The 15,066-nt window shown below is 42.1% G+C and carries 11 protein-coding genes; 5 read left to right on the plus strand and 6 right to left on the minus strand.

Translation table 11 applies throughout. From position 1 onward, the window contains the following. Nucleotides 1-85: 85 nt before the first annotated feature. The 4 genes from nadE to ycaO all read right to left on the minus strand — a co-directional run bounded on the left by nadE (nt 86) and on the right by ycaO (nt 6,897). On the minus strand, nt 86-922 hold the full coding sequence (gene nadE / locus AN389_RS12795) for an ammonia-dependent NAD(+) synthetase (protein WP_055015865.1): 837 nt from the start codon (nt 920-922) through the stop codon (nt 86-88). Nucleotides 923-991: 69 nt separating this feature from the next. Then, the gene (locus AN389_RS12800; RefSeq protein WP_055019955.1) at nt 992-1,618 is read right to left on the minus strand and encodes a YceH family protein; all 627 of its coding nucleotides are present in this window, start codon (nt 1,616-1,618) and stop codon (nt 992-994) included. Between the two features lie 41 nt (nt 1,619-1,659). Then, nucleotides 1,660-5,022, minus strand: coding sequence for an ATP-binding protein (locus AN389_RS12805; protein ID WP_055019956.1), 3,363 nt, complete (start codon nt 5,020-5,022; stop codon nt 1,660-1,662). A gap of 114 nt (nt 5,023-5,136) precedes the next feature. Beyond that, nucleotides 5,137-6,897: a 30S ribosomal protein S12 methylthiotransferase accessory factor YcaO gene (ycaO, locus tag AN389_RS12810; RefSeq protein ID WP_055015868.1), complete on the minus strand. Its 1,761-nt coding sequence runs from the start codon at nt 6,895-6,897 to the stop codon at nt 5,137-5,139. A 146-nt stretch (nt 6,898-7,043) separates the two neighbouring features. On the opposite strand from ycaO, the gene AN389_RS12815 reads away from it, so the two are divergent. From AN389_RS12815 to AN389_RS12830, 4 genes are all read left to right on the plus strand, one after another. Next, a complete protein-coding gene (locus AN389_RS12815; protein WP_055019957.1) occupies nt 7,044-9,329 on the plus strand; it encodes a penicillin acylase family protein in 2,286 nt (761 codons plus the stop codon). 58 nt (nt 9,330-9,387) lie between these two features. Then, a complete protein-coding gene (locus AN389_RS12820) occupies nt 9,388-10,236 on the plus strand; it encodes an MBL fold metallo-hydrolase (protein ID WP_055015870.1) in 849 nt (282 codons plus the stop codon). An 88-nt stretch (nt 10,237-10,324) separates the two neighbouring features. Then, nucleotides 10,325-11,857, plus strand: a complete 1,533-nt coding sequence (locus AN389_RS12825; RefSeq protein WP_055015871.1) for a bifunctional GNAT family N-acetyltransferase/carbon-nitrogen hydrolase family protein — start codon at nt 10,325-10,327, stop codon at nt 11,855-11,857. Beyond that, nucleotides 11,857-12,174, plus strand: coding sequence for a multidrug efflux SMR transporter (locus AN389_RS12830; protein ID WP_055015872.1), 318 nt, complete (start codon nt 11,857-11,859; stop codon nt 12,172-12,174). The genes AN389_RS12825 and AN389_RS12830 overlap by 1 nt, the downstream gene beginning before the upstream one ends. Nucleotides 12,175-12,256: 82 nt before the next feature. Here AN389_RS12830 and AN389_RS12835 read toward each other — a convergent pair whose 3' ends face one another. Continuing rightward, entirely contained in the window at nt 12,257-13,135 is an 879-nt protein-coding gene (locus tag AN389_RS12835) for a DMT family transporter (RefSeq protein ID WP_200909042.1), read from the minus strand. Nucleotides 13,136-13,390: 255 nt separating this feature from the next. On the opposite strand from AN389_RS12835, the gene AN389_RS12840 reads away from it, so the two are divergent. After that, entirely contained in the window at nt 13,391-13,774 is a 384-nt protein-coding gene (locus AN389_RS12840) for an MAPEG family protein (protein ID WP_055015874.1), read from the plus strand. Nucleotides 13,775-13,847: 73 nt separating this feature from the next. Here the strand turns inward: AN389_RS12840 and AN389_RS12845 are convergent, their stop codons facing one another. Continuing rightward, the gene (locus tag AN389_RS12845) at nt 13,848-15,059 is read right to left on the minus strand and encodes a TonB family protein (protein WP_055019958.1); all 1,212 of its coding nucleotides are present in this window, start codon (nt 15,057-15,059) and stop codon (nt 13,848-13,850) included. Nucleotides 15,060-15,066 lie beyond the last annotated feature (7 nt).

Below are 15,066 nucleotides of genomic sequence, written 5' to 3' on the forward strand. Positions count from 1 at the left end.
AATTAACTATAAATTAGTTTTTTTCTACGTAACATTACGGCAAATAGATCAGCTAGTGCTTATGCAGCACTAGCTGTTTGAGCCGTTACAACTCATCGTAAATAGTCGGAATGGGTTGGCGCTTATGCTGAGTGCGTACATAAATCTCAGTTAGCTTTTGCTCAACCTCTGCAGCCACTGGCTTACCTTCTAAAAAGTCGTCAATTTGCTCATAGCTTAGCCCTAACGCTTCTTCATCAGTGAGGCCTGGGCGGTCACTTTCTAAATCAGCGGTAGGGGCTTTTGTTACTAATAGCTCTGGCGCACCTAAGGCAGTTGCAAGTGCACGAACTTGACGTTTTGATAAGCCAAATAATGGGGCTAAATCGCATGCGCCGTCACCAAATTTGGTATAAAAACCAGTAATGTTTTCAGCGCTGTGATCGGTACCTACCACTAAGCCTTGGCAAAAACCTGCTATTTCATACTGCGCTACCATGCGTTGGCGTGCTTTTACATTACCCTTAACAAAATCTATTTTAGCTTGGTCGGGCAAGCTTTCGCCACTACCAACAACCGCCGCCATAGCTTGTTCGTGTAATGCGTCGGCAGCAGGCTTTACGTTTACGGTCATACGTTTGCTTGGCTTAATGAAGTCAACGGCCATTTGCGCTTCGTCTTCATCTGCTTGTACACCGTATGGCAAACGAACTGCAATAAATTGGTACTTATTCGTGTTTTGTTCAGCGTTTAGTTCATCTACGGCTAATTGACATAAACGTCCACAGGTCGATGAGTCAACACCACCGCTAATGCCAAGTACTAGCGATACACTGTGGGCTGCCACCAAGCGTGCTTTTATAAAGTTAACTCGACGGGTAATTTCGGCATTTACATCAATAGTTGGCTGAACTTTCATTTCAGCCATAATTTCGGCGCGCATGGCCAGCTCCTTGTCATTTAATAAGTCGTTTTTAAATAGGCTTACATTATCTGGTTTAGTGGTGATTAATTAAAGTCCTAAATGTGCTTTTATACGGCTAAGCTCGGCTTTTAGTTCCTCAATTTCTGCAAGTAACTCGTTAATTTCATCGTTTTTAACTTCTGCGACTTCTGCAGCTGGCGCTGGGCTTGGCACTATTGCTGGGTCAGCAAAAAGGTGCATGTAGCGATTTTCTCGTTTGCCGGGCTCACGCTCAAGCTTTGTAACGTAGTCATCTTTTGCCAGTGCGCTCAGAGCTGTTTCTACTTCGCTCACGTTTGTAAACTCAGTTAGACGCGCGCTGCGCGTTCTCAGCTCTCCGGGTGTTTGTGCGCCGCGCAGTAACAGTAAACATAGTATTGCCCGTTGCTGCGAGCTTAGCTGTAAACTACTAAATTCTGTATTACAAAAACGGTGGTCGTATTTATTAACTCGCCCCGATAGCCCTTCGTCTAGCGTTACAAGGCGCTGGCTTATAAGCTCATCAAGTGCTTGTTGAACCTCACTTTCGCTCAAGTTTACAACCGGATCTCGGTTGGATTTTTGGTTACACGCATTCGTTAGTGCGTTCAACGACAGTGGATAGTGCTCGGGTGTAGTGCTTTGCTTTTCTAAAAGGCAGCCAATAACGCGCTGCTGATTTGCTGATAAATGCATGGCTTTTCTTTATTAGTAAACAGTATTTTTAGCTTACACCTTTATTGTGTACCAAGCCATTGTTGCAATTTAGGCTCTAGTGCAGCAGAGTCTAAAGGTTTGGTTAAATAATCATTCATTCCGGCATCTAGGCACTTTTCTTTGTCGCCTTGCATTGCATTTGCCGTTAACGCAATGATTGTAATATGTTTATTATGCTGGCCCGCTTTACCTTCGCGTATAGCTTGCGTGGCTTGGTAGCCATCCATCACGGGCATTTGGCAATCCATTAAAACTAACTGGTATTTTTTGTCTTGGCTGCTGTTTAGCTTATCTAGTGCATCTTGGCCGTTTTGTGCAATATCAAAGGTAAGGCCAATTTGTTTTAACAAAGCAGAGGCAACCACCTGATTTACTTTGTTATCTTCTACTAAAAGCACTTGCGCGTGCGCTGAGATTTCTTTAGGTTTTTCGGTCAACTCATTTTGCAGTTGCGCTTGGCGCTGTTGTTGCTCTATGAATTTATCGTTAGTCAGAGAATCAAATAAATCTGACGGGGTGAGCGGTTTAAATATCAGGCAATCTATATTTATACCAATGTTATTATGCTCTTGGGAGTAACTCATCGGTGCCATAACGACCAGCTTACTTTGCTTGGTTGTTACCCTGTTTTTTAATGCGTTGACTTGTAAGTGTGCAGCATGCTCAAAAAAATAATAATCGACTAGCAGTGCATCTGGCTGGGTATCGCAGTTATCAAAATAATTAATAATGTCGCTATAGTCATTTAAAATAGTAACGTGTGCGCCCCATACACGTAATTGTTTAGCGGCAATATTGGCGTTAAGTGTACAGGTATCAACAATTAAAATATGTTTGTTATTAATTAAATGGCTGGGTAAATCTTGGGCTTTAGTTAAACGCGGCTGTATTTTTATAGAAAACGAAAAAGTACTGCCCTCATTAAGCATGCTGGTTACGTTTACTTCGCCTTCCATTAGTTCACAAAGTTGCTTAACGATAGCTAGGCCAAGGCCTGTACCACCAAATTGACGAGTAGTAGAAGCGTCGGCTTGGGTGAATGAGTCAAATAAGGTCTTTTGTTTTTCTGCGTCTATGCCTATGCCGGTATCAATAATAGAGCAGTGTAAAAAGCTGCCATCAGTGGTTTCTTCTATCTGCGCAGTTACCAAAATTTGCCCATCAATCGTAAACTTAACGGCATTGCCAATCAGGTTATTTAAAATTTGACGCAATCTATTCGGATCGCTAATTATTTCGCTAATTGTAATTTGGGTGGCATCTAAAATAAGGTGGGTATTATTTTGCTCCACTTTAAGCGCAAACGACTCAACCACTTCGCCCAGTAGTTTAGGCAAGTTAAATTGCACATTTTCTATGTCGAGCTTGCCCGCTTCAATTTTAGAAAAGTCTAAAATATCGTTAATTATATTTAAAAGCGATTGTGCCGAAGATTGAGCAAGCTCAATATGGTGCTCTTGCTGCTGGTTAAGTTGGGTACGCTTGATAATATTTAGCATGCCCAATACGCCGTTCATTGGGGTTCTTATTTCGTGGCTCATACTGGCTAAAAACTCGCTTTTAGCCATAACAGCTTGCTCTGCGGCCTCTTTGGCGGTGACTAGCTGTTGTTCGGTTTCAATGCGTTGCTGGCTTGAGTGTAGGCTGCCTACTAGTGCGGCTATAGCTATTAAAAAGCTTTCTTCGTTACGTGACCACGGACGCATTGAGGCGCATTGCTCAGCGCAAACGATGCCAATGGTGCCATTTCCCGCGGGTATGATTACGCACAGCATGGCATTAATATTGAGCGGCGCTAGGTAATGCTTTTTAAGTGGTTTTAATAGCGGGTGTTTTTGAGCATCACTGGTGCTAAAAACAGCGTGTTTTTCGATGGCTTCAAAAAAATCAGGGGCCTCACTTTTAAGCCACACTGCATTATTATTGCCCATTCTGTTTTCAATATTGTGAGAGGCGATAGGGCTTAACGAGGTCTTTGAGCTATTAAAAAACCAGATACTGGCTTGCTCAATGTTTAATGCATGGCAAATAGATTCAGTAATGACTTGTTTGGATTGGCTTAGCTGGCCACTTAAAATAAGCTCGTTAGCAGTAAGCGATGCTAAAATTTCGTTATGTAGAGCTATTTTGCTGTTCTCAAGTTCAATACGTTTACGGGTATCAATATTTTGTAGTGAGCCAAATATTCTTACGCAACGTTCATTTTTTCGCTCGGCCTCACCATGAATAAGCACCCACATTTCACGCCCTTGTGAGTCGATAACTTCAAGCTCGGCTTCGTAACTTTTGCCTTCTTTAATTGCAGATTCAACCAGCTGAGTAATGCGTTCTCTGCTTTCGCCGGCTTTAAAATAATTTAAGTTTGTTGGCCATGAGGGCTCTTTATTTAGGGGGTATTTAAATATTTTTTTGGTCATATCTGACCAATACACTTGTTTGGTTTCTAAATTAAATGACCATGCCCCAATTTGCGCAAGGTCACTCATTGCCTCGAGCATTTTTTCGTTTTGTTGTTGGCGGTTTAGCATTTTTAAAAAGAATAAAAATGCCCATATTAGTAATCCGCAAATAATTATAATGGCAATTCTAAGCGGCCATATAGTTGAAGGAGCAGGGCTCCACCCCTCTTTAGGCGCTACGTATAATTGCCAGCTTCCCCCTTGAAAATTAAGCGTAAAATCCAGCGGATCTTGTGTGGTTATATTGCTATTACCGTAAAAAAACTCGCCTTTTTTGCCTAAACCATGACGCCCTTGAATGGCAATGTTGTAGTTTTTTTCAAGCTCCTTTATGCCTGAGTTTTTATAGACTTTTTCAATGTCGAGCACCACTGATAACAGCCCCCAAAAGCGGTTTTCGGGCGGAATATAAACCGGCACTCTGGCAATAAGGGCAATGTCGCCTTGAACAAGCTTAAGTGGTCCAGCCATAACAATTGTATTGGTATCACGGGCTCTAATGGCATCTTGGCGTTGGTTTTTTTGTTCTAAAAAGTTTAAGCCAATGGCTTTTTCGTTACCTTTTAGTGGGTAAGACATACGAATTATCATGTCGGGTGCGCCACCAATATGGCGTAGCTCACTGGAGGTTTTAAATAAAGGCGCGGCAATTTGTTCAAACCGTGCTTGCTGTAATTCAGGTTCAGCCGATACTGCAACTGCTAAACCACGAACCAGCTGAATGTTTGATACTAACGTTGCTTCTAGCTGTGCACGATATGTACTTACCTGGGATAAAATTTGTAAGCGGTGGGCATCTTTTGCGCGATTATAGTTAATTCTATCAAGTACAATGCTCACTACTACAATTAGCGTAAGCGATAACCAAAAGGTCAGCTTATAGTTGCTGGTAGTGTTTTTTTTGTTGTTATTTTTTGGCGGCATTGGCTAAGTCATGCTGTTATTTTAGGCAATTTAACTATAGCTAATTTATTGCATAAATAAAAACGGCGCTGATAAATAAGCGCCGTTTTATTTTTATAATTAGTAGTTTAACTATTAAGCATCCGTTACTTCACGCGCCCAGTGGTTTTGCTTAGCGACATGTAATTTACGGTAGCCATCAAGTAGAGCCGCATGCTTTTTAAAGCCTTCAAGCGATAAACCCGGGAAGGTTAAACCATTGAATAATTTACGGCCTTCTGCAATTTCAATAGCAAGCGTTACGTTGTCGTTGCCAAACATTAAACCAAGAGCTTCTTGGTAGTCAGCGTACTCACGTTCGTCATCGTACTTAATTTCAAGAATGGCTTTCAAGCAACGGAAATGGCGCATTGCCTCTTCGCTTACTTGGCCTGTGTGCAGTATCCAGTCTACCCAATCAATGGCTTCTTCGTTGCCTGCAGCTAAGCATAGGTGCGCTTTAAGCTCACCAATACGCAGTGTATGCCATGGTGTGTCGGCGTCGGTGGCAAGGCCAATAAATTCTGCAGCACGAATAATATCGCTGTGGCCTGCTTCTTCTAGGCTGTCGTAAATGTCCATCCACTGCTGCGTATCGTACTGATCAAGCGATAAGAATGCTTCACGGAATTTAGCGCCTTCGTTGTTGTTACGCCAAATTAGTTCATCAACTGGGTAAATGTCTGACATCCCTGGCACTAAAATACGACACGCATACACGTTTAAGTGTGTGTAATCCATGATGTAAATATCGTGGCCCATGCTGTGAATTAAGTCAGTACAGAAGTTGTATTCTTGCTCTGTTGTACCGCTAAAGTCCCAATGCACAAAATCAAAGTCAGGTGTTGCGCGGAAAAAATCATGCGAGATTAAACCGCTTGAATCGATAAAGTGCAGTTCAATGTTTTCAGGTGTTGCAACTTCATCGTTATCAAACGTAGCCGGTTGAAACACATCAAGTTGGTCAAGGCGACGACCTTGCAGTAGCTCTGTAACCGTACGCTCAAGGGCAACTTCAAATGACGGGTGAGCACCAAACGAGGCAAACACAGAGCCATCAACAGGGTTAATAAGCGTTACGCTCATTACAGGGTATTTACCGCCAAGTGATGCATCGGCAATACGTAAATGAAAACCATGACTGCGAAGCTCTTCACACGCTTCATGAATCTTAGGGTATTGCTTTACAACGTCTTCAGGGACAATTGGCAAACAAAGACCTTCTGCGATAATACGATTTTTAATAGCGCGCTCAAATACTTCTGATAGCCCTTGTACGCGAGCTTCAAATTTAGTGTTGCCTGCGCTCATGCCGTTAGAAACAAAAATATTACCAATCACGTTTACCGGAATGTATACGTCTTGGTTATCGCGTTGGCGTGTGTATGGCAGTGCACAAATGCCGCGCTCGTTATTACCTGAGTTAAAATCAAATAGGTGTGAGGCATTAAGCTCGCGCTCTGGGTCAAAGTAATCCCACAGGCTTTCGTCCATTATGCCCTCTGGCACTTCATTGCCTTCAACTTTAAACCACTTCTCATTTGGATAATGAGTAAAGTCACCGTTTGCAAATTCTTCACCTAAATAAAAGTCGGCAAAAAAGTAATTGCAGCTTAATCGTTCAAAGTATTCACCGAGCGCAGAGGCGATAGACGCTTTATCGGTTGCGCCTTTACCGTTGGTAAACATAACACCGCAGTCGCTGTCTTTTATATGAACTGAATAACAGTTAGCTACAGGGTTAAGCCAAAGTGCTTCTTCAATATTGATGTTTAGCGCTTTTAGCTTGTTTTGCATGGTAGAGATAGACGATTCTAGGTCGCGGTCTTTACCTTTGATAAATGTTTTTTCAGTCATATGAGTCTCAACTAGATCTGCACAAAATGTGGAATAGCTATTATCGTGGATTTTGATGTTTATTTCACCCTTTGCGAGTAAGAACATTATTATTTAATAAAACTATGGTTATTATATGTGCAACAAATAGTGTAAAGGACATATTAATGTTTAAAGTAATCAAATGGCTAGTATTGCTCATTGTGGTTTTAGGGTTAGCAGGTACGGCGCTGGTTTACGGCGTATTAAGTTTAAGTATGCCCACACTGGATGGTAAAGGGCAAAGTACAGCAATTAATAAACCGGTTACTATTTCGCGTGATGCACTAGGTCAAGCAGTTATAAATGCGCAAAGCCGCAATAACGCCGCATATGGGTTAGGTTATGCGCACGGGCAAGACCGTTTTTTTCAAATGGATTTATTAAGGCGTAACGCCGCAGGCGAGCTTAGTGAGTTATTTGGTAAAGCGGCCCTTGGGCTTGATAAAAAAATGCGCTTTCATCAATTACGTAAACGCAGCCGCGCTATATTAAACACCTTACCCGAAAGCGATAAACAACTATTAAATAGCTACGCCCAAGGTGTAAACGAAGGGCTAGCACAAGTTGGCTTTGCAAGCTTTGAGTATTTACTAACAGGCGCAGCGCAAAAACCATGGCAAAGTGAAGACAGCCTATTAGTTATATTTAGCATGTACCTTGATTTACAAAGTGCCACCTTTGAGCGCGATAAAGCACTTATACACATTGAGCAAGCATACGGACAACACATGGTTGATTTTTTAACACAACCTAGCCAATACCAAGCAGCGCTTGATGGCAGTAAGCTCGCCCCGTTTACAGGCACCATTCCTCAGCTACCAGCGCAAGCGCAGCACACGGTTAAAAATATTCAGGTAAATCAAGAGCGTGGTAGCAATAACTGGGCAGTAACTGGTGCATATACACAAACAGGCGCAGCCATGCTCTCGGATGATATGCATTTATCGATGGCGGTGCCTGTTATTTGGTACAGGGCGCAGCTTAATTACCAACAAAATGGCGAGCAAGCTCAGATAACTGGCGTATCACTGCCTGGCGCACCCGCTATTGTGGTGGGTAGCAATAATAAAATAGCGTGGGGCTTTACTAATGGCTACATAGATACCGCCGACTGGATAGCACTAAATGATGAAAGTAAAACATGGCAAGTTAATGAGCCTATTGTAATGGCTGATGGCGAACGGGAAGATTACTCACTCACTTTAAGCGAATACGGCCCAGTAAAATATATTAATAAAAAGCCTTATGCACTTAGTTGGGCGGCGCATCAGCCTTATGCCGTTGATATGGAATTGGTAAAGCTTGAACAAACAAATACGGTTGATGATGCATTAGCAATAGCGAGTAATGTGGGTATTCCGGTACAAAATTTAATGGTGGTAGATAGCCAAGGCAGTGCTGCATGGCAACATATTGGCGCTATACCGGCACGTAAAACACCGAGTGAGCTAAGCGTGAATGAAAATGAGTACTCACCCGACTGGAAGCAAAATGAGCATCAACGCCCTCATGTTAAAAACCCAAAAAATGGACGATTATGGACAGGTAATTCACGCGTTGTATCGGCCACTGATAATACTCGTTTTGGTAACGGTGGTTATGCACTAGGCGCTCGTTCAAGCCAAATACGCGATAGATTATTTGAAAAACAAGCGTTTGCCGAGAGCGACTTTTACGCGTTACAGCTCGATAACCAAGCCCGTTTTTTAACGCCTTGGCACACATTTCTACTTAATCAACTTAAAAAAGACAAAACCCAAAACGCACAGTACATAAGTGCACTTGAAAACTGGCAGCAGTGTGCATGTGCAAGCTCGGTAGGTTATACCTTAGTTAAACACTACCGCAGCACATTAATAAATACTGTTTTTGCAAGCATGGAGCACACACTCAATGAGCAAGACGCCACGCTTAAATATGTAAAACGCGATTTAGAACCAGCTATATGGCAGCTTATTAAGGAGAAGCCGAGCTCATGGGTAAACCCAGAATATAAAAATTGGGACGAGCAGTTATTAGGTGCATTTAGCGATACAGTGACAGCACTTAGGGCTGAGTATGGGGATAACGTGCAAAATTGGCTGTGGGGTAAAGTAAATGCGCTTAATATTGAGCACCCGTTTGCTAAACAAATGCCCATACTGACTAAGCTTTTAAATATGCCTGTGACGCTAGGTTTTGGCGATAGCTACATGCCCGCCGTACAAGGCAAAAGCTTTGGTGCATCGCAGCGCTTTATTGCTCAACCTGGGCATTTAGAAAACGCCATTATGGCAGTGCCTGGTGGGCAGTCGGGGCATCCGCTATCCGCGTTTTATCGTGCAGGCTTTAGTGACTATATTGAAGGTAAGCACACGCCTTTACTACCACAAACGCTAATACATCAAATAGTGATAGAGCCAGCACGATGAACTAAATGACAGTTAATCACGTTCTATATAATCATTAATAAATCAACAGAGAACTAAAATGAAAAAAATACTACCGGCATTAATAACAGGCTTATTACTTAGCAGTGCAACACATGCAGATGAAAACCCGGTAACGGCCAAAAAACTAAGTGACAGTGTGTATGTACTATTTGGTCAAGGCGGTAATATTGCGGCAAGTGTAGGGGACGATGGTATTTACATTATTGATGATCAGTTTGCTAAGCTTTCAAACGACATTAAAAAAACCATTAGTGATTTAAAACCAGGTAGTGCAGAGTTTGTTATTAATACGCATCATCATGGTGACCACACCGGTGGCAACGAAAACTTTGCCAAAGCCGGCGCGCATGTCATTGCGCACCACAACGTTCATAAGCGATTAAAAGAAAAACACGGCGCAAACTCAGATTACCTGCCACGCATTAGCTTTGGCCACGATTTAAAGCTGCATTTTAATAACGAACACGCGCATGTAGTGCATTACGCCCATGCACATACTGATGGTGATGCGGTGATATTTTTTAATAACGATAACATAGTGCACATGGGTGACATTTACTTTAACTTTGGTAGCTTACCGTTTGTTGATGTAGATAGTGGCGGCAGTGTTGATGGAATATTAGCGGCCGTAGATGACGTTATTAAACAAATAGATGAGCGCACCATAGTGATACCCGGGCATGGGCCGGTAAGTGACCGTTCAGGGCTGGTAACGTATGCTAAACTTGTTAAAAAAGCCAAAGATTTAATGCTAAAAGCAATGCAAAATGGCGCAAGTTTAGAGCAAGTACTAAAAGCCGATCCGTTAGCCACGCTTAATCTTAAGTACGCAGGTTGGCTGCCAAAAGAGAAAGTGACTACACTTTTTTATCGCAGTTTAAAGTAGTACGTGTAACGTAAAAAACATGATACAAAGCTGAGTGTACTTAAGCCTACATTCGGCTTTTATTTTCTTATGCCCAAAGGAGTTGTGTATGTCGGCAGAAAAAACCCACCTAGAAATTTGTAACTTAACAAAAGAGCAGTATCCGCAAATTAAGACCTTAATGGATCAGGCTTACCCTGATTTAGGTGGCGCGTGGCCAAGCCATACTATTTTTAGATTGATAGATCAGTTTCCTGAAGGGCAAATAGGCATAGTGGATGATGGCGTGCTGGTGGGCATAGCACTGAGCGTGCAAGTTGATTACACGCGTTTTTCAAACCCGCATACGTACGAAGACATAGCCGATGGCCACGACCGTGTATTTAGTGACTCCGACGGCGATGCGCTATACGGTTTAGATGTAGCCATTAGCGAAACCCACCGAGGCATGCGCTTAGGGCGCAGGTTATACGATGCTCGTAAAGAATTGTGCCGCCAATATAACCTACGGGCAATTTTAGCCGGTGGGCGTATTCCGCGTTATTACAATCACAGCAGTGAAATGACGCCAATGGAATACATTGAAAAAGTTGACCAAAAAGAGCTTTACGACCCAATTTTAAGTTTTCAACTCTCTAACGATTTTCAGGTAAAGCGGTTACTTAAAAAATACCTGCCAGAGGATCAAGAGTCTGTAGGTTACGCCACGTTACTTGAGTGGAATAACATAATGTATGAACCAACCGATACAGTACTCGAATCGACTAAATCGATTGTGCGGGTAGGTGCGGTGCAATGGCAAATGCGTTGTGTTGAGTCGGTTGAAGAGCTACTTAAACAAGTGGAATACTTTGTCGATACAGTCTCTGATTATAAAAGTGACTTTATTTTATTTCCGGAATTTTTTAATGCGCCACTTATGGGGCTTACCGAACAAAGTAATCAAACTGAGGCTATTCGCTATTTAGCTGAGTACACCGAAACGTTTAAAAACGCCATGTCGCGCATGGCAATAGAGTACAACGCTAATATTATTACTGGCTCTATGCCCCTTGCCGAAGACGATAAAATTTATAACGTCAGTTACTTATGCCACCGAAGCGGTAAAATAGACGAGCAGCGCAAAATACACATCACCCCGCATGAGCAAAATGACTGGGTGATTCAAGGCGGCGACAAAATTGCCGTGTTCGATACCGATGCTGGGCGTGTGGGTATTCAAATTTGTTATGATGTAGAGTTTCCTGAGCTTTCGCGTATTTTAGCCAAGCAGGGGCTTGATATACTTTTTGTACCATTTTGGACCGATACTAAAAATAGTTATTTACGGGTTCGTCACTGTGCGCAAGCGCGCGCAATCGAAAACGAATGTTACGTGGTTATTGCAGGTTCAGTGGGTAACTTACCTGAGGTAGAAAGCTTAGACGTACAGTACTCACAATCAGCTGTACTAACACCATCAGACTTTTCGTTTCCGCACGATGCAACATTAAATGAAGCCACACCTAATACCGAAATGTTATTATTTAGCGACCTTGATATGGATAAGCTAAAAATTCTTCATAGCGAAGGGACAGTGCGCAATTTAAAAGATCGCCGCGAAGATTTATACGACGTAATTTTGAAAAAGAGAGATGTTTAATGGCATGGGTTTATTTAGTCATTGCAGGCCTGCTTGAAATAGGCTGGCCAATTGGTTTAAAGGTATCGCAAAACCCGGATACTCGTTGGCAAGGTATTGCAATGGCAATTGCATTTATGGTGGCCAGTGGCTTTATGCTATGGCTTGCACAAAAGCAAATATCAATGGGGACGTCTTATGCCGTATGGACTGGAATAGGTGCTGCGGGGACGTTTTTAGTGGGTATATTATTTTACGGTGATGCAGCCACGTTTGGCCGCATTGCAGGTGTGCTGATGATTATTTGCGGTGTGATAACGCTAAAAATCAGCTCTTAAAAAGAGCGCTTAACACTTGCTTTAAAAGTTATAAGCAGCTTTACAGTAGCGCAGGTTTATAAGCCTGCGCTTTTTTATGTTCTCAATTTGGTAGCATCACCAAAATAGCGGCAATGGCTATTAAAATTAAGCCCGCGGTATCTTGCTTTTTAAGTGGCTGTTTTAACCAAAGTACGGCTATTAGCATGGTAAAAAATACCTCTACCTGACCAAGCGTTTTAACATACGCCACGTGCTGTAAACTCATTGCGCTAAACCAGCCAATAGAGCCTACACAACTAAAAATACTAATTGCTGTTGTAATGCCTTTATATTGCCAAAGTTTACTAAGAGTTTGTGGCTCTTTTAGTAATAAATAGCCAAGTAATATAAGCGTTTGTAGGCTTATTACAAACAGTAAAACCCATGCAGCCGAGTGCGGAAATAACAACCCTGAATTTAAACTTGCTTCGCGTACCCACAGCGATGTAAGGGCAAAGCTGGTACCACAGGCAAGGCCAAGTAATGCTGTTTTAGCATCAAAGCGTTTTACGCTGGTTATACCGCTAAGTAAAAGCACCGCAATAGCGCCTAAAAATACCCCAAGCCAACCAAGTAGGCTAAGCGCAGAGCCAAAAAACAACACTCCTAAAATAGCCGCGACTAACGCCTCACTTTTAGCAAGGCCTGCACCTATGGCGTAATTGTTCATTTTAAACAGCTTTACCATTAAACCCGTGGCGAGTATTTGCATAACGCTTGCGCCAATAATAAATCCCCAAAAGGCATTATTAAAGGTAGGCATGGTCGTGTCTTGATATTGATATAAGCCATACAAATACACTGCAGCAATAGGGCCGGCTAAAATAAAACGCGAAAGGGTTACGCCAGCTACACTTGCATGTGTGCTTAATTTACTTTGCAGGGCATTTCGCCATGCTTGCATAAAGGCGGCTAAAAAAGTGAAAAAGATCCAGGTCATGGGGGTCGTCGGTAAAAAAATAAGGTCTATAAATTAACAATCTTTAGTTATTAAAGCGATGCATTAAGGGTGATAGTGAATATTCCTCACCTGCGACATTATGCCGCACTGCTTTATAGGTAAACTTAGCTATAGTAAGAGTGATGTTATTGTTTAGCCGCCTGCGTATGTCATAAAACGTATAGGCGGCTTTTTTGTGTATGTGTGTTATATGTATTGGTTAAATAACTAGGTTCTAAAATAAGAGAATACATTATGACGACATTAGTAGTATGCGCATTACTTGCTGTATTAATGCCTTATTTTGCAAAAATACCTGTAGCCGTTGCGATGGCAAAGCTCGGTCGGTATGACAATAAACATCCGCGTTCGCAACAAGCAAAACTAACAGGCTTTGGTGCGCGGGCGCTCGCGGCACATCAAAATTGTTTTGAATCACTTGCAGTGTTTGCCGTTGCTATTGCGGTGGTATTGGAAACTAACTCGGTAAATGCCGTAACCGAAACCTTGGCGGTGACCCATATAGTTTCGCGTACTTTATATTGCATTTTTTATTGGCTGAACCTAGATATTATACGTTCACTCGTATGGTTTATTGGTTTAGGCACTGCCATTGCCATGATTGTAATGAGTATCTAATTTTATTGTTAAAACCACAAAGCAAGCGGCCTAAAAGGGCGCTTGCTTTGTGCTCTTGTATTACTCAATAGCATTAATGGGATACTTTAATTCGCTCTATTAAATCAGTATTAGCAACCTTGTTGTTTATGGCAAAATCGAGCTGTACAAGTACATCATTAAACCCTGCCTCAGAGATTTTATATTCCCACTTCGCCAGCGCTTCTTTAGCTGATTTATCAAAAATGCCCGATGGCTTTGATTGAATGACACTAATATTTTTTGTTCTGCCATTGGCAGCAATATCGTATTTTAACACCACTGAGCCACTAATACCTTGTTGGGCGGCTTTAGTAGGGTAGCGTGGCTCAATGCGAATTATGGGTGAAATATGATCTTGTTTGGCACCTTGTGCTTGCGGTTGCTTTGCAATAGCGAGGGCACTTAACATAGTTGCGGCCACAAGCAGTATGCCACCTTTGGCAAGGCGAGAGTGAGTGCCACTGTGCTTTATATTGGTAAGTCGTTGTAACATGGTTTTTTTATCTCCGTAGAGTGAATAAGCCATTAGACCAGCGGGCGTTGTTGCCGCGCAGTTAACTAAGGCTTTGCTGTATAAAATGTGTTGGTGTGTGGTTTTATTCGCAAGTACCCGTTCATCACAAGTCAGCTCTTGTAAGCGCCTACAACTTGCGTACGCCATCCAAGCGAGCGGATTAAACCATAATAAAATAGTAGCCAGTAACAGCAGGGCATTTATTAAGTTATCTTTGCGTTTTATGTGCACAGTTTCATGCTCTAAAATAAGCGCTAAAGAGGCTTTATCAAATTGGGTCTTGTAATTGCTGGGCAGTACAAGCTTACTTTTAAATATACCCACCACCATTGGTGTGGCTGCATATTTACTGGCATAGGTTTTAATACCAGTGGCAAGACTGTGCTCTAGGTGCGTTAGTTCAGTTAGCTGCAGGCTTTTAACAAAACGTGTATGTGTAATAAAACTGGCTATTAATAACCCCATAGTAATAAGTACATACATGAGTGCCCAGCTAATCCCCATTTCATGAGAAAAGGGCTGGTTAGGGGTAATTAAGTAATGGCTAATATTGCTATTTTGCAGTGGTTTTATCGCATTGGGTAAATTAGCAATAACTAATCCTGCAGGTACTAACCACGCTAACTTGTATACAAACCGCGCGCCAAGGGTTTTTAAACCAAATCGCTCGAGTAAAATAAATCCACAAAACAAAATACTTAATAATAGTTGCTGTTCAATCAACCAATTAAATCCAGTTTGAATAACCATGTTAATC

This window comes from Pseudoalteromonas sp. P1-7a, assembly GCF_001401855.1.
Lineage (GTDB): Bacteria > Pseudomonadota > Gammaproteobacteria > Enterobacterales > Alteromonadaceae > Pseudoalteromonas.